Origin of the sequence: Methanobrevibacter arboriphilus JCM 13429 = DSM 1125, assembly GCF_002072215.1 — an archaeon.
In the GTDB taxonomy this organism is placed as follows: domain Archaea; phylum Methanobacteriota; class Methanobacteria; order Methanobacteriales; family Methanobacteriaceae; genus Methanobinarius; species Methanobinarius arboriphilicus.
Window position 1 is genome coordinate 221,596 of the sequence record NZ_JXMW01000003.1, and the last position, 15,894, is coordinate 237,489.

The 15,894-nt window shown below is 28.8% G+C and carries 13 protein-coding genes; all 13 read left to right on the forward strand.

The annotated features are described in order from the left end of the window. Nucleotides 1–42 precede the first annotated feature (42 nt). The 13 genes from MBBAR_RS02600 (at nucleotide 43) to MBBAR_RS02665 (ending at nucleotide 15,885) form a co-directional block, all read left to right on the forward strand. Entirely contained in the window at nucleotides 43–618 is a 576-nt protein-coding gene (locus MBBAR_RS02600) for an FmdE family protein (RefSeq protein WP_394334516.1), read from the forward strand. Between the two features lie 327 nt (nucleotides 619–945). After that, the gene (locus MBBAR_RS02605; RefSeq protein WP_080459726.1) at nucleotides 946–1,188 is read left to right on the forward strand and encodes a hypothetical protein; all 243 of its coding nucleotides are present in this window, start codon (nucleotides 946–948) and stop codon (nucleotides 1,186–1,188) included. 910 nt (nucleotides 1,189–2,098) lie between these two features. Further along, nucleotides 2,099–2,938 carry a formate/nitrite transporter family protein gene (locus tag MBBAR_RS02610; RefSeq protein ID WP_080459727.1) on the forward strand — a complete coding sequence of 280 codons (840 nt, stop codon included), beginning with the start codon at nucleotides 2,099–2,101 and terminating at the stop codon, nucleotides 2,936–2,938. 966 nt (nucleotides 2,939–3,904) lie between these two features. Next, the gene (fdhF, locus tag MBBAR_RS02615) at nucleotides 3,905–5,965 is read left to right on the forward strand and encodes a formate dehydrogenase subunit alpha (RefSeq protein ID WP_080459728.1); all 2,061 of its coding nucleotides are present in this window, start codon (nucleotides 3,905–3,907) and stop codon (nucleotides 5,963–5,965) included. A 42-nt stretch (nucleotides 5,966–6,007) separates the two neighbouring features. Then, nucleotides 6,008–7,216, forward strand: a complete 1,209-nt coding sequence (locus MBBAR_RS02620) for a Coenzyme F420 hydrogenase/dehydrogenase, beta subunit C-terminal domain (RefSeq protein ID WP_080459729.1) — start codon at nucleotides 6,008–6,010, stop codon at nucleotides 7,214–7,216. Between the two features lie 805 nt (nucleotides 7,217–8,021). Continuing rightward, nucleotides 8,022–8,837 carry a molybdopterin-guanine dinucleotide biosynthesis protein B gene (gene mobB / locus MBBAR_RS02630; protein WP_249025012.1) on the forward strand — a complete coding sequence of 272 codons (816 nt, stop codon included), beginning with the start codon at nucleotides 8,022–8,024 and terminating at the stop codon, nucleotides 8,835–8,837. Then, nucleotides 8,821–9,837: a GTP 3',8-cyclase MoaA gene (gene moaA, locus MBBAR_RS02635; protein ID WP_080459731.1), complete on the forward strand. Its 1,017-nt coding sequence runs from the start codon at nucleotides 8,821–8,823 to the stop codon at nucleotides 9,835–9,837. Before mobB ends, moaA begins: the two co-directional genes overlap by 17 nt. A 631-nt stretch (nucleotides 9,838–10,468) precedes the next feature. Continuing rightward, on the forward strand, nucleotides 10,469–10,945 hold the full coding sequence (locus MBBAR_RS02640) for a 4Fe-4S dicluster domain-containing protein (protein ID WP_054835137.1): 477 nt from the start codon (nucleotides 10,469–10,471) through the stop codon (nucleotides 10,943–10,945). Continuing rightward, the gene (gene fwdF / locus MBBAR_RS02645) at nucleotides 10,920–11,957 is read left to right on the forward strand and encodes a tungsten-dependent formylmethanofuran dehydrogenase subunit FwdF (RefSeq protein WP_080459732.1); all 1,038 of its coding nucleotides are present in this window, start codon (nucleotides 10,920–10,922) and stop codon (nucleotides 11,955–11,957) included. The genes MBBAR_RS02640 and fwdF overlap by 26 nt, the downstream gene beginning before the upstream one ends. Nucleotides 11,958–12,015: 58 nt before the next feature. Continuing rightward, entirely contained in the window at nucleotides 12,016–12,246 is a 231-nt protein-coding gene (locus tag MBBAR_RS02650) for a 4Fe-4S dicluster domain-containing protein (protein ID WP_042702921.1), read from the forward strand. Between the two features lie 12 nt (nucleotides 12,247–12,258). Further along, nucleotides 12,259–12,798 carry a molybdopterin dinucleotide binding domain-containing protein gene (locus MBBAR_RS02655; RefSeq protein WP_080459733.1) on the forward strand — a complete coding sequence of 180 codons (540 nt, stop codon included), beginning with the start codon at nucleotides 12,259–12,261 and terminating at the stop codon, nucleotides 12,796–12,798. Nucleotides 12,799–12,813: 15 nt separating this feature from the next. After that, on the forward strand, nucleotides 12,814–14,163 hold the full coding sequence (locus MBBAR_RS02660) for a formylmethanofuran dehydrogenase subunit B (RefSeq protein WP_080459734.1): 1,350 nt from the start codon (nucleotides 12,814–12,816) through the stop codon (nucleotides 14,161–14,163). Nucleotides 14,164–14,175: 12 nt separating this feature from the next. Further along, nucleotides 14,176–15,885 (forward strand): formylmethanofuran dehydrogenase subunit A, encoded by a 1,710-nt coding sequence (locus tag MBBAR_RS02665; protein WP_080459735.1) that lies wholly within the window; start codon nucleotides 14,176–14,178, stop codon nucleotides 15,883–15,885. Nucleotides 15,886–15,894 lie beyond the last annotated feature (9 nt).

Here is a 15,894-nt window from a genome sequence, read left to right on the forward strand (position 1 = left end):
TATTTATGGTTTGGTGTTAATAATTGTTATTTTGGTGTTAATATGAATATTATTGATAATAAAGAAATTTTTGAAGAACAATTGGAAAAAGCAGGTAAATTTCATGGAGATATTTGTGGTGGAATTGTAATAGGTACAAAATTAGCTATTTATGTGCTTGGAAAATTAGGGATGGAACTAAATCAAAAAAATAAAGACTTAATTGTTTTTTTAGAGATTGATAGGTGCATGTCTGATGCTGTTCAAGCTGTAACTGGATGTTCTATGGGTAAAAGGTCTTTAAAACAAATGAATTATGGTAAATTTGCAGCTTCTTTTTATAAAATTTCCACTGGTGAAGCTTTTAGAGTTACTGATGTTGATGCAAATTCTAAAGAAAAAAGAGATGAAACTACTGAAGAAATGATTGAAAGGTTCAAAAAAACTCCTAGTGATGAACTCTTTAGTTTACAACCTGTTGAAATTATCTTGGATGAAAATGAGTTACCTGGAAGCCCTAGAGATAAAGTTTTTTGTGCTTCATGCAATGAAAAAATAATGGATGGAAAACAGATTATTATGGGTGGAAAATCTTTTTGTAAGTCATGTGCTGAAGGTTCATATTATAGAATTTTATAATCATATCTATTTATAATCATCTTTGAGTAGCTAGCTTATTTATTGATTAATTTAGTTTGTATTTCTTTTATTTTTTATATTTCCTTTCATATCTCTTTTTTTATATTTCCTTTTTACTTCTCTTTTTTATATTTCTTTTTTATATTTTTCACTGAATTTTTTTATCTTAAATTGAATATTTTCATTTTATATTTAATATTTACTAAAACACATTATTATTTGATGAATAAAATCTATTATCATTAATAAATTATTATTTAATAAAATATATATATTATGAAAATTATACTGATAGTTAATATTATTTTATTACTAATAGGTGATTGTATGGGTAGCATTGATAAAGAAATTCAAGAACAAATTAAAGGAAAGATTAAAGCTGAAATCCAAGCTGAAATCCAAAATCAGATTAAAGGTAAAGTAGAAGCTGAAGTTGAAAAACAAGTTCAAGAACAGATTAAAGGTAAAATTAATGAAAAAATTGAAGCCGAAATAGATGCTCAAATTAGGGGTCAAGCTAGGGATAAAATCAATAAAAAGATTCAAGAACAAATCATTGGAAAAGACTAGTTTTATTATTAATATATAATATTAATATCTTACAATTAATGTCTTATCATTAAATATCTTATTATTAATATTTTATTTTTTATTATAATACTTTATTTATTATAATATTTTATTATAATACTATATTTTTAATAGTTTATTCTTATATTATTTTTATAATTTTTTATAATTTTTTTTACAGTATATAATTTTTTACACTATTTTTATTATTTTTTAAGGTAAACAATTTTTTTATTATTACATTATTACAATTTATTATTATTTTATTATATAAATAATACTTATTTCAATATTTTATTACTGCTATATGTTATAATTAATAGTTTATAATAATCTATTATTATATTAAAATTAATAATTAGTAATTTGCAAGTAAATAATATATATAACAAAGATAACTTCTGAAATATTCGTATATATAAAAATAAGTACATAAAATATTTCAAAACTTTAAAACTGTTAATCATCCTTGTTTGTACTGAATCTTCTTTAAAAATAGCTTTATCTCTTTAAGTAAAAATAATAAGTAATATTTAGCTTTTTAAGATATTTAATAAATATAAATAATAATTTTTTGATTATTTAATCATTTTCTCTTAGGAGGTTATTATTTTTGTATTATAGTATATATAAGTTTTTTCTTTTGATTCCAAAAGATAATTATTTTTATACTATACCACAAATGATATGTTAATAATACTATGATAAGTTTTTAAAATTTTGTAACATCAGAGTATTATTAAATTTTTTAAATATATTAAATAATATATTAAAAAATATAGAAATTGTATTACTATTGTATTACAATAGTTACTTAATTGACATATGATTAAGTATAAAAATAGATTGCGTATTAATGCATAATATATGTATTAATATGATCTAAACACAATATAAAGAGGTTGAGATTATGGGTTCGTCTTTTAAGAGTCCTGCTGATACAGCTAAGGCTATTGCTGGTATCGCAGAGCTTAAAGAGAAAGCACCATTAGGAAATGTTCTTATTTTAAGTTTCCTTGCTGGTGCATATATCGCATTTGGAGGTCTTTTGGCTGAGGTTGCTACTGGTGGTATGGCTGCTGCTGGGTTCCCGCCAGGACTCGTGAAACTAGTTTTCGGTGCTGTGTTTCCAGTTGGTTTGATGCTAGTTGTTATAGCTGGATCAGAACTTTTCACTGGGAATAACATGTATATGGCTGTTGGTGTTTTAACTGGTAAATCAAGTTTGAAAGGACTAGGTAAAAATTGGGTTGTTAGTTGGATTTTCAATTTTATAGGTGCTGTTTTTGTTGCTTATGTTTTTGCATATTTAGCTGGTATCCTAACTGTTGAACCTTTCATGACTAATGCTGCTACTATTGCTCAAACTAAAGCGTTAGGTGGCGCTGAGTTTATGTCAGCAGGTAAATCTGTTGTTTCTTTAACTTGGGATAAAGCATTTCTTAGGTCTATTGGTTGTAACTGGCTTGTTTGTCTGGCAGTATATTTAGCTATTGCATCTGATGATATTATTGGAAAAGTTATGGGTATATGGTTCCCTATTATGGCGTTTGTAGCTTTAGGGTTTGAGCACAGTGTTGCTAACATGTTTTTCATACCTGTAGGAATTTTCTTAGGTAAAGTAACTTGGTATCAATGTTTTGTTAATAATTTAATACCTGTTACCTTAGGTAATATTATCGGTGGAGCTATATTTGTTGGATTCTTGTACTGGTACACTTATTTGAGAGGACAAGATCTAAGTACATAGCAAAATACACAGTTAAAATATAAATAGAAAGTAAAAAAATCAATGGAATTTAAAATTAGCTAATAAAATTGATGATTAGATGATATCGATAAGATTAATAATAGTAATTAGACAATAAACAATAATTACTACTAAAACTAAAATCTGTAGTTATTATAGTTTATAATCATTCAAATTTATTAGCTTTCAATTTTTTAAACAAAACTTGATTAGTGTAATTATTCAAAAAGCTTTATTAATACAAGTGCCATTAATAGTATTCACTATTTAAACAGTATTGTTGTAAAATCAGTATTGTTATGTTATTATTATATCATTATTATTATGTTATGTATGATTAGTATTTATATGTAATACTAATTTTAATTTTAATAATATTATGGTGATACTAATATATCTTTATTAATAATAATTAATATTATTATAATGCTCATATGTATTATTTCATGTATTATTAATGATAATTAATATAATATCAAATTTTATAATACTAGTATGATTATTAATGAAATACTAGTATGATTGTTAATTATAGTTAATATTATTATAATACTTATATGATTTTTAATAATAATTAATATTATTAATATTAAATTTAATGTTACATTTGTATTTTATCTAATAATGCTTATATTACTCTATATTTGGGAGTTTTCTTTTTAAATTGATGAAATTTTAAATTTATCAAATATTAAATAAAATAATAGAATAATATATTAATTAAGAGCGATATACTAAATATAATCTCATATTCTTAGACTTATAATTTGAATTAATATTTAATATTATCTGATTTGATGTTGAATTTAAAGATTAATATTGAGTATTGTCTGATTTGATGTTGAATTTAAAGATTAATATTGAGTTTAAGAATAAATAGTGAATTTAAAGATTAATATTGAGTTTATTACGATTAGACGATTAGTATATTGAATTATTATATAAGTCATTTAAGGAGAGTATTAAATGGTTGAAATGAAATATGTCCCTACAATATGCCCATATTGTGGAACTGGTTGTGGACTTAATCTCGTTGTAGTCGATGAAAAAGTTGTTGGTGTAGAACCATGGAAAAGACATCCAGTAAATGAAGGAAAGTTATGTCCAAAAGGAATGTTTTCTCATGAATTTATTCATAGGGAAGATAGATTGACTAAACCACTTATAAAACAACCAAATGGTGAATTTAAAGAAGCTAGTTGGGAAGAGGCAACTGATCTTGTTGCAAAAAAATTAGGAGAAATTAAAAGTGAAAATCCTGACAACATTGGATTTTTAGCTTGTGCAAGATCACCAAATGAAAATATTTATATTACTCAAAAATTTGCACGTAAGGTAATAGGAACTCACAATGTTGATCATTGTGCTCGTATTTGTCATGGACCTACTGTAGCAGGTTTAGCTAGGACTTTTGGTTCTGGTGCTATGACTAATGATTTCAAAAGTATTGAAGAAGCAGATGTTGTTTTTATAATTGGTTCTAATAATATGGAAGCACATCCACTGTTTGGTAGAAGAGTCATAAGAGCTAAGAAAAATGGTGCAAAAATTATTGTTGCTGATCCAAGATTTACTCCAACTGCAAAACTTGCAGATATTTACATGGAATTTAGATCTGGTGGAGATGTTGCATTATTAAATGCTATGATGAAGATCATTATAGATGAAGGCTTACAAGATGATGATTTCATCAAAAACAGAACTAAAAACTATCAAAGATTGAAAGAAATTGTAAGTAAATATGATCTTAAAAAGGCTGCTGAAATTGCTGAAGTAAATGTTGAAAAACTTGTAGAAGCTACAATGTTATATGCAAAAGCTGATAAGGCTGCTATTGTCTATTCATTAGGTATTACTGAACATAGGCATGGTGCTGATAATGTAATGTCAACAGCTAATTTAGCAATGCTTACTGGTAATATTGGTAGAAATGGTACTGGTGTAAACCCACTTAGAGGACAAAACAATGTACAAGGTGCTTGTGATATGGGTGCACTTCCAACTGATTATCCAGGTTATCAAAAAGTTGTTGATGTAGATGCTACACGTCTTATAGAGCAAAATTGGACTTGTACTTTGAATGATTGTGCTCCAGGACTCACTGTTGTTGAAATGATTCATGCGGCAGCTGCAGGTGATATTAAAGCAATGTATATAACTGGTGAAGATCCTGTACTTTCAGATCCAGATACTAATCATGTTATTGAAGCTATGGAAAATCTTGACTTTTTAGTTGTTCAGGATATTTTCATGTCTGAAACTGGTAAATATGCAGATGTTGTACTTCCAGCTGCAGGTTGGGGTGAACAAGAAGGAACCTTTACTAATGGTGAAAGAAGAGTTCAACTTGTACGAAAAGCTGTTAACCCGCCTGGTGAAGCTAAAGTTGATTGGGAGATCATGAAAGAGATAGCTGTTAAAATGGGAGCTGACCCAAAACAATTCACATATAATAATGCAGAAGAAATTTTCGATGAAATGCGAGAAATTACTCCTCAATATAAAGGCATGAATAGAGAACGTTTAGAACGTCCAGAAGCACTACATTGGCCATGTCCTGATGAAAATCATCCTGGTACTGGTTTAATGCATGTTAATACTTTTGCTCATCCTGATGGAATGGGAGTATTTGAGCCTGCAGAATATATAGGTCCATCTGAACTTCCAGATGACAATTATCCTCTAATATTAACTACAACAAGAACTCTTTTCCATTATCATGCTAGTATGACAAGAAGGTGTAAGACACTTGATAATGAATTACCAACAGGTTATGTTGAAATTCACACCAATGATGCTAAAAAGCTTGGTATCTTGAATAGAGAACTTGTTAAGGTTAAATCTAGAAGGGGAGAAATTGAAATTCCTGCAAGAGTAACTGATGATATAAAAGAAGGTGAAATTAACATACCTATGCACTTTGCAGAATGTGCAGCTAATATGTTGACTACTTCTAAAGAACTTGACCCTAAATCTAAAATGGCAGAGTTAAAAGTATGTGCAGCTGTTGTCGAAAAGATGGAGTAAATTTAAGTTTTTAAGGGTAAGTTATTAAGGAAGTGATTTAAAATGTCAGTAAAAGTTAATGATATGTGTTATATGTGGTCTGCTGCTGATGATTTAGCTAAAAAAGGTGAATACGGTGGTGCTGTAACTACATTGATGAAATATATGCTTGAAAATGGTATTGTTGATGCAGTTTTGGCTGTTGAAAAAGGTGCTGATCTTTATGATGCTGTACCTATTTTAATTAATGATCCTAAAGATATAGCTAAATCTGCTGGTTCTCTTCATTGTGGTACTTTAAATATCGCGAAAGTTGTTGAAAAGTATCTTGATGGTGTAAAGGATATTAAAGTTGCTGTTACATGTAAACCATGTGATGCAATGACTATAAGAGAACTTATAAAAAAAGGAAGAGTAATAGAAGATAATTTAATCATGGTTGGTGTTAATTGTGGAGGAACTATGCCTCCAGTTAAAACTCGTGAAATGATTGAAGAAGTATATGAAATGGATCCTGATGAAGTTGTTAAAGAAGAAATAGCTAAAGGAAAACTTATTATCGAAACAGAAAATGATGAAAAATCCTTTAGTATTGATGAACTTGAAGAAGATGGATTAGGTAGGAGAACCAATTGTCAAAGATGTGAAGTCAACATTCCTCAAATGGCTGACATGGCTTTAGGTAATTGGGGAGTTATTGGTCCATTAGCTGGAAAAGCAACTTTTGTAGAGGTATTTTCAGATAAAGGTGCAGATGTTCTTGATAAAGCTATTTCTGCAGGTGTTGTAAATATTGAAGAAGCTAATCCTAAAGGTATAGAAATTAGAGGCAAAATTAATCAATCTATGGTTAATTTAGCTAATAAGTCTAAAGAATTTGCTTATGGCGATATTAAAGGAGATATTTTAGAAGTTTTTGCTGAATACCAAGATGAATTCTCTCGATGTATGAAATGTTATGGATGTCGTGAGGCTTGTCCAATTTGTTATTGCCCTGAATGTTCATTAGAATCTAATGGTCCGGATTGGCTTACTAAAGCTTTAATTCCAGCCGCACCAATGTTTCATTTAGAAAGAATGGTGCATATGGTTGATTCATGTACTAATTGTGGACAATGTGAGGAGGTTTGTCCTTCTGAAATTCCTGTAGCTAAAGTGTGGGATACTGTAAATTCAAAAATCCAAGAAATTTTCGATTACTACCGTGGTGTAGAAGATGAAGGTGTTGTATCTCCATTAACATATTATCAGGATAAAGGACTAAGAGACTAAACTCTAAAGACAGTAAATTAAATTTAAAGGAATTTTAGTAAACCAAATTTAAAGGAATATGATAGATAATATTTATAGATTTAATGGCGAGAAAAATTTATATTATTATCTATTTTTATTAAAATCTTTATTTAAAGCCTTTATTTTACTAAAATCCTTTATTTATTAAAAAATTTTATTTATTAAAAACCTTTATTTACTAAAAATTTTTATAGAAGAAAATAAATTTAAGATATTGAAATTATGTACCCTCTTTAATATATATTAAGAATCGCTCATCTGATTAATCCATATTTCATCGTTAGAGTTTATCAATATCTTTTTTATTTTTCTTCTTTTTTTTAGTAATCTTAAATATTATATTAAAAAGTAGACTTAAACTCATTACATATTAATTATATTGCTAATAATATTATTATTAGTATTACTATTAGTATTACTATTAGTATTACTATTAGTATTATTAGTAATTGTATTGTTAATATTATTAGTATTATTATTAATATTAGTATTATTACTATTGTTGTTAACATTAGTAGTATTGTTAATGGTATTATTGTTTTTTAATATAATGTTATTATGATAAATTTAATATTGATGAAAATACAAACTATTTATAATATAATTAAAAAATTTATGATTAATATTTTTACTTTATAAGTAATATTTTTATTATTATTTAATATATTTACTTGTTATTTAGTATAATTTTAGAATTAATATTTATAATATTTGTTTATATATGATTATTTGTATGTAGATTTTTAAAATAAATTTTTAATGTATTTTTGATTGTTTTATAGTGTTGGGGAGTGTTAAAATTAAAATAATTTCTGTTGTGGGTAAGAAAGATACTGGTAAAACTTCATTAACTGTTAAAATAATAAAAGAATTGAGAAAAAGGAGTTTTAAAGTTGCTACCATCAAACATTCTCATCATATGCTTGAAATGGATCGGGAAAATACTGATACATGGAAACATAAAGAGGCTGGTTCTGAAACAGTTGTTGGGATAGGTAGTCGAACTTTTTTTAACATAAATAAAGATTTGTCTTTAGAGAGACTTCTATTTTTGATAAAGCTGATTGATGAGCCGGATTTTGTTGTGGTTGAAGGATTCAAAAATTATAATTATGCAAAAATTTCAACATCAAAGGAAATTAATGATGAATTTACATTAAAGAATGTGGATGCATTAAATATTAAAGATTCTGAAATACCAAAACTTGTTGATCTAATTGAAAATTATAGTTATGATATTTTAGATACATTATACATTGATAATTGTGGTCTTAATGATGCTGAATCCATTGGAAAAGCTATAATAAGTCAATCTCAGGAAAGAAAAGATAATGAAAAAGAGAATATAAAAGAGAATAAAGAAGAAAATAAAGAAGAAAATGAAAAGAAGGAAATTCAAAAGCAGTTGAAAGAACTTGAAGTTGAAGATGTTGAGGTTCTTCTTTCTATTAATGAAAAAGTAATTGGTGTGAACTCTTTTGTAAGTAGTTTCATGAAAAATAGTATCCTTGGAATGTTAAATTCTCTCAAAACTGAAGAATATGGGATAAAAGACTTTGACAAAGTGGAACTTGTGATTAACAATGGAAACAAAAAATAATATCGAAGAGAGACTATCTCCTTTTTTAGAGGATAATTTTGATAATAATTCTTTAAAAAATCTTTCAAAAAAAGTTGAAGATAGATACAATCGTCCAATAATTTCTCTTAGACTTTCTATAACTAATAGGTGTAATATAAATTGTTTATACTGTCATCATGATGGGATGATGCCTTCAAGTAATGAGATGACTTCTGATGAAATTTTTCAGATTTTAAAAATAGCTAAAACATTGGGCGTTGAAAAAATAAGGTTTTCTGGTGGTGAACCACTTATTAGAAAGGATATTGTTGAAATTATTGAGAAAACTGCTTCTTTAAATTTTAAAGATATATCTATAACTACTAATGGAATTTTGTTAGCTAAATATGCTGAGGATCTTTTTAATGCAGGTCTAACTAGAGTTAATGTTAGCTTTGATACTCTTGATCCTGAAACTTATAAAAAAATTACAACAAAAAATTATCTTAAAGAAGCAAAAAAAGGTGTTTTAAAAGCTGTTGAGGCAGGATTAAACCCAGTTAAGTTAAACATGGTTGTGATGAAGAATATTAATGATAATGAAGTTATGGAAATGTTTGAATTTGCAAAAGAAAATGGACTTGTTCTTCAGTTAATTGAACTTATGAAATCTGAAAACTGTGATGATAATGCTTTTAGTGAAGAATATCATTTTGATGTTGGTTTAATAGAAAAAAAATTAGCAAAAATGGCAAAAAAAGTCAGAACTCGTAAATTTATGCAGGATAGGAAAAAATACTTTATTGATGATGGTGAAATTGAAGTTGTTAGACCAATGGATAACACTAAATTTTGTGAAAATTGCACTAGACTTAGAATAACTCCTGAAGGAAAAATTAAACCTTGTTTACTTAGAAATGATAATCTTATTGATATAATCACTCCTTTAAGAGAGGGAGCTTCTGAAGATAGGCTTCGAAAAATCTTTTTAGAGGGAATAAGTAATAGAGAACCTTATTATATTAATAATAATGAATAGATTTTTTAATTATAAACTTTTAATTATAAAATTTTTAATTATAAAACTTTTTATTTATAATTTATTTTTTATATTCTTTTATTTTTTATTAATATATTCTTTTATTAATAAAATTTCTATTAAATATTTTTAAGTACTTTATTCTAATTTCATATTCAATTTTAATTTCATATTTTATGCATTCATTTTTATTACTTGTTTTTATTTATTTTTACTTTAATTTTTATTATCTTATTTTTATTATTTTTAGGTATTTATTTTTAGTATTTTTGGTTTTAGTTTTTAGTATTTTTTGATTTTTATTTATATATTAAAATTTTCAAAATAATGATTTTGGAACCCCTAATTTTACCAATTTTTGATAGAAATTTGAATTTTTTAATAATTCTTTTATTTTAATTTTAAGTGATATTAGTCTTTTTACTTATTTTAAAATTAATATAATATATTATTTTAAATAAATAATCTTATAAATAGCTTTAAATATTTTTATACTAATTTTTAACATTTTTTAAAAATTTTAAATGTGTTGATTCTACACACTACTATATAAATTTTTCGGCATGATTCTAGTAGGCATCTTTATATTAATAGAAATTAAATGTGTATATAATACACATGGTGAGAGAACATGCCAAATCATATTGCTTCTGGTCTTAAATACTTAGCTGCAATTGAGCTGAAAAAACAAGGTTTTAATCAGCAAATGATTGCAGACGAACTTGATATTGATCGTTCAACTGTTTCACATTATCTTAACGGTCGAAATTTATCATGGAATTCTATCGAGGTAGCTAAGACTATAACAAATATGTGTCCTAAAGATTTTTTAATTATGACACAGACATTGTTTAAAGATGAACAAAAAACCCGTAAAATTGCTTTAATTTGTAAGAATGGGGATTATCATGCAGAAGTTTCAGATTCATGTATTGGGTGTGGATTATGTGTAGATTTGTGCTTAATGAAGGCAGTCAGTTTAGACTCTTTGAAAGCTCAGATAGACTCCATTTACTGTTGTGGGTGTCTTCTTTGTGAAGAAGGATGTCCAACAAATTCTATAAAAATTTTGGAGGTAAAAAATGATCGCGAATACGAAAGAAGTTAAAGATGAAGGCTTTGACATTAAAAGATCAGCAGAAGAAGTAAGGAATTTATCTTTCAAAGATCATATTTGTATCGGCTGTGGGATATGCGAATCTACTTGTCCAGTAGATGCTATAACTGTTGATGATATGGGTCCTATTGTAAGAGAAGAAGTAGATGTTTCTAAAATCGACATTGATAAAGATAAATGTGTTCTTTGTGGTATGTGTAGTGGGTTATGTCCAGTAAATGCATTGGATTTCACTATAGATAATGAACCTATTTCTACTATTGATGCATATCCTCATTATATTGCATCTGCTGAAATTGACGATGATACTTGTATTTATTGTCAAAGATGTGAAGTTGCATGTCCTAGAGAGGCTATAACTATAGCTAGGTCTTTACCAGAAAGATCTGATTTAGTTACTGGTGAAATAGAAGTTGATGAGGAAACTTGTATCCATTGTGGAATATGTGATGAAATGTGCCCAGCTGATGCTATAGATGTAGATAGAACTCCTGGTGCTGAAAATATTGAAATTAACAAAGATAAATGTGTATATTGTTTAATTTGTAAGAAATCATGTCCTGTAAATGCAATTAAAGCAGCTTGTAGGATTTGTTCTTATGGAGAATATGATATAGATCCAGCAGATGCTGTAACTACTGGAAGTTCTTTTATTGATGATGAACTTTGTGTAAAATGTGGTTGGTGTGAAGAAATTTGTCCTGTTGATGCTGCTAAAGTTAAAAAACAGTATGAAGGAACTTTAGATATAGATCAAGACAAATGTACTGTCTGTGGAACTTGTATCGATGTTTGTCCTTGTGACGTTTTATCATTCCCTGAGTCTCCTGGACCAGCTACTGTAGTTAATAATATCAACAAAGATGAGCAATATTGTATACATTGTGGTGCATGTGAAAGAGCATGTCCTGTTGATGCTATTGATGTTAAAATTACTAATGTTGATCACACTCCAACTAAATCTAAATCTTGGATAGAGAAATTTGAGGCTTTAAAAAACTAATAGCTAATAATAGTATTTAATACTATAATAATAAGCTATTTAATTATTTGGTGATTATATGGAACTTAAAGTAAATCAAGATAACTGCCTTGGATGTGGTGTATGTGTAGTTGCATGCCCAGTTAATGTTTCAATCAGTAACGATGTTGCTGGAGGGCATGGATCTAGAACAGAAGAAGTAATAATGATGGTTGAAAATGGTGTTATTAAGCTTTTCAGTGATGACAAATGTACCAAGTGTGGAACTTGTCAGATGTTCTGTCCTGTTGACGCCATATTTTTAGAATAGAGGTGCTAAATTATGACATATATTGAAAAACCACCTGTTCCAAATGTTGTTAAATATGATGAACCTATGGCAACTAAAAGAAATAAACTTGAAGTTATGTTAAATACTGGGTCTGATATTTATCAAGGAGCATGTAAAAAGAGAGGTTCTACCTTAAAAGATGAATATAGGCATGCTTCTGGTACTGCTTATATGGATCCTAGAGATATGGCAAGATTAGGTGTCAAAAATTGGGACACTGCTTTAGTAAAAACTGACTGGGGAGAAGTTGTAGTTTTTACAGCTCATTCAAGAGATGCTCCTCATGAAGGTCAAATCTTTATTTGTAAAGGGCCATGGGCAAATGTTATTGTAAGTCCTGAGACTTACTGCTGTTGTGACCCTACTTACAAAGGAGTTGAAGCAACCATTGAAAAAACTGATAAAGAACCGTTACTTATGGCTGATTTAATGGCAGAAGTTTATATGAAATATGATAAAGATGCTGAAAAATCTACTAATCGTTTAACTGAAAAAAAGATTAATGTAGGTATAACCAAGCCAGAAGAATAGATAGGAGATGTAAATATGGCATATGAAGAACCAATTACAGACTATGATGAAATAGTTGAAAATTGTACTTGTGCTTTCTGTGGTTGTAATTGTGATGATTTGACCTATTTGATTAAAGATGGACATGTTGTGGGTGTAAGACATGCTTGTCGTTTAGGTGCAAGTAAAGTTATGGAAGATATGGATCAAAGATTATTAGTCCCTATGATTCGTAATGAAGAAGGAGATCTTGTTGAGACTGACTGGGACACTGCATTAGATAAAGCTGCAGAACTTATTGCTGGATCTGTAAGACCAGTATTTTATGGTTGGAGTGAAACATCTGTTGAAACCATGAAGCATGGTATTAGACTAGGAGAACTCGTAGGCGCAGTTTTAGATAATCAAGCTACTATTTGTCACGGGCCTTCTCTTCAAGCTGTTCAAAATGCAGGATATCCTGTTAACACTTTGGGAGAAGTTAAAAATAGGGCTGATATGATTGTTTATTCTGGAAACAATGCAATGAATTCTCACCCAAGACATTTGGGAAGATATTCTGCTTTCCCTAGAGGATACTTTAGAAAAAGAGGTCGATTTGATAAGACTATTGTTACTATGGATCCAAGATATACAGATACTGCAAAAATGTCTGATATATGGGTAGGATTTGAACAAAATGGTGATTATGAATTTTATAATGCTATGAGGGCAGTTTTAAGAGGTAAAAAACTTAAAAAAGATGTAATATCTGGAATACCTAAGGAAGATATTGAAGATCTTGTTGAAGCTATGAAAACTACTCAATATGGTTCTCTTTTCTTTGGTTTAGGATTAACTCATACTTTGTCTAAACAAAGAAATATTGATATTGCAATTAATTTAATTCAAGATTTAAACAAGTTTACTAAATGGAATTTAGTACCTATGAGAGGACACTTTAACGTTAATGGATTTAATATTTTCATGGCATTTGAAATGGGATTCCCATACGGTGTTGACTTTTCAAGAGGTTATCCAAGATATATGAATGGTGAAACTAACACTATTGATTTGTTAACAAGAGAAGAACCAGATGTATTTATGGTAATAGCTGCTGATCCTGGAGCTCACTTCCCTGGTGGGGCTAACAGACACTTAGCTAATATTCCTGTTATACAAATTGATATTCATTGGGGTCCTTCCACAGAAATTGCTGATATTGTTTTACCAGGTTCTTTCATTGGTGTAGAAGCTGCTGGAACTAGTTATAGGATGGATGGTGTTCCAATTTACATGAAAAAGGCTATTGATAAACCTGAAACTTGTAGGGACGACGAATGGATTGTTAGAGAACTCCATGAAAGAGTTCAGAAAATTAAAGGCTCACAGATAGCTAGTAAATAAATAGGTGATCTAATGGAATACATAATTAAAAATGGTATCGTTTATGATCCTACTAATAAAGTAGATGGGGAAAAGAAAGACGTAATGTTTAAAGATGGTAAAATTGTTGACAGCGTCTCTTCTGATGCTAAAGTGTTAGATGCAACTGATAAAGTTGTAATGGCTGCTGGTGTTGATCCTCATTCTCATATTGCTGGGCCAAAATTAGTTGTAGGAAGATTATATAGGCCTGAAGATTCAAGAAAAGGGATTAAACCTAAAACAGCTACTACTCGTGCAGAGACTGGATTTTCTATACCAAGTTGTCCGACAACTGGTTATAGATATTCTAGAATGGGGTATGGAACTGTTGTGGAAGCAGCTATGCCTCCTTTGGAAGCAAAACACACTCATGAAGAGATTTTAGCAATTCCTAATCTTGATATTCCAGCATTATCATTATTTGGTAATAACTGGTTTGTATTAGAATATGCAAAAGAAAATAATATTGATGATTTAGCTACTTTTATTTCAAAGTGGTTAAAAATCACAAGAGGTTATGGAGTTAAAATAGTAAACCCTGGTGGTAGTGAAGCTTGGGGTTGGGGTATGAATGTACATGGGTTAGATGACCCTGTTCCTTATTGGGATGTTACTTCTCGTGAAGTTATCCATGCATTAGCAGAAGCTAATGAAAAGTTAGGACTTCCACATTCAATTCATCTCCACCCTAATGATTTAGGCCATCCAGGTAATTATAATACTACAATAGACACTATGGATCTTATAAAAGATATATCCAAAAATTCTCCTGTAAGAGATCAAACTGTTCACATGACTCATATTCAATATCACTCTTATGCTGGAACTAACTGGAGAGATTTTGAATCTGGTGCTGAAGATGTGGCAAAATTCATTAATAAAAATGATTATGTTACTTGTGATGTTGGTCAAATCACTTTAGATGAAACCACTACCATGACAGCAGATGCTCCTATGGAATTTGATCTTCATCAATTAAATGGGCTTAAATGGGCTAACAAAGATATTGAACTTGAAACAGCTGCGGGTATTGTTCCATTTATTTATTCTGGAAGAAACAGTGTACACTCTGTACAATGGGCTATTGGTCTTGAAATGTTTTTAATGGTTGATAATCCATGGCAAGTCATGTTAACTACTGACAGTCCTAATGCTGGTCCTTTCATAAGATATCCTAGAGTTATTTCTTGGTTGATGAGTAATAAACGCAGAACTGAAATGATTGAAAATGGTGAAGTTCATAAGGCTGTTGGAAGAAAATCAGTTCTTGCAACTTTAGATCGTGAGTATGACTTTAATGAAATTGCTACTATTTCAAGAGCTGCTCCTGCTAAAGCTTATGGATTTACTGATAGAGGTCATTTAGGTGTTGGAGCTAGAGCTGATGTAGCTGTATATGATATTAACCCTAATGATATTGATCCTTCTAAAGAGTATGAAACTATTGAACATGCATTTGGTAATGCTAATTTAACTGTTAAAGATGGTCAAATTATTGTTCAAAATGGAGATATTGTTTCTACTAAAGAAAGTCAAACTATCTGGACTAATGTTAAAGGTATTGAAGAGAAAGAAAATGCACTTATGGAAAAAATCATGCCAGTATTTGATAAGTACTATACTATTAAATTTGAAAATTATGTGGTACATGATCATTATGTGCATAACCCAATTGAGGTTAATGTCCAAGCAGGCAAATAGGAACTAGAG

Coding starts and splice junctions, on each gene's coding strand:
- MBBAR_RS02600 (WP_394334516.1), top strand. CDS start 43: ATGAATATTATTGATAATAAAGAAATTTTTGAAGAACAATTGGAAAAA.
- MBBAR_RS02605 (WP_080459726.1), top strand. CDS start 946: ATGGGTAGCATTGATAAAGAAATTCAAGAACAAATTAAAGGAAAGATT.
- MBBAR_RS02610 (WP_080459727.1), top strand. CDS start 2,099: ATGGGTTCGTCTTTTAAGAGTCCTGCTGATACAGCTAAGGCTATTGCT.
- fdhF (WP_080459728.1), top strand. CDS start 3,905: ATGGTTGAAATGAAATATGTCCCTACAATATGCCCATATTGTGGAACT.
- MBBAR_RS02620 (WP_080459729.1), top strand. CDS start 6,008: ATGTCAGTAAAAGTTAATGATATGTGTTATATGTGGTCTGCTGCTGAT.
- moaA (WP_080459731.1), top strand. CDS start 8,821: ATGGAAACAAAAAATAATATCGAAGAGAGACTATCTCCTTTTTTAGAG.
- MBBAR_RS02640 (WP_054835137.1), top strand. CDS start 10,469: ATGCCAAATCATATTGCTTCTGGTCTTAAATACTTAGCTGCAATTGAG.
- fwdF (WP_080459732.1), top strand. CDS start 10,920: ATGATCGCGAATACGAAAGAAGTTAAAGATGAAGGCTTTGACATTAAA.
- MBBAR_RS02650 (WP_042702921.1), top strand. CDS start 12,016: ATGGAACTTAAAGTAAATCAAGATAACTGCCTTGGATGTGGTGTATGT.
- MBBAR_RS02655 (WP_080459733.1), top strand. CDS start 12,259: ATGACATATATTGAAAAACCACCTGTTCCAAATGTTGTTAAATATGAT.
- MBBAR_RS02660 (WP_080459734.1), top strand. CDS start 12,814: ATGGCATATGAAGAACCAATTACAGACTATGATGAAATAGTTGAAAAT.
- MBBAR_RS02665 (WP_080459735.1), top strand. CDS start 14,176: ATGGAATACATAATTAAAAATGGTATCGTTTATGATCCTACTAATAAA.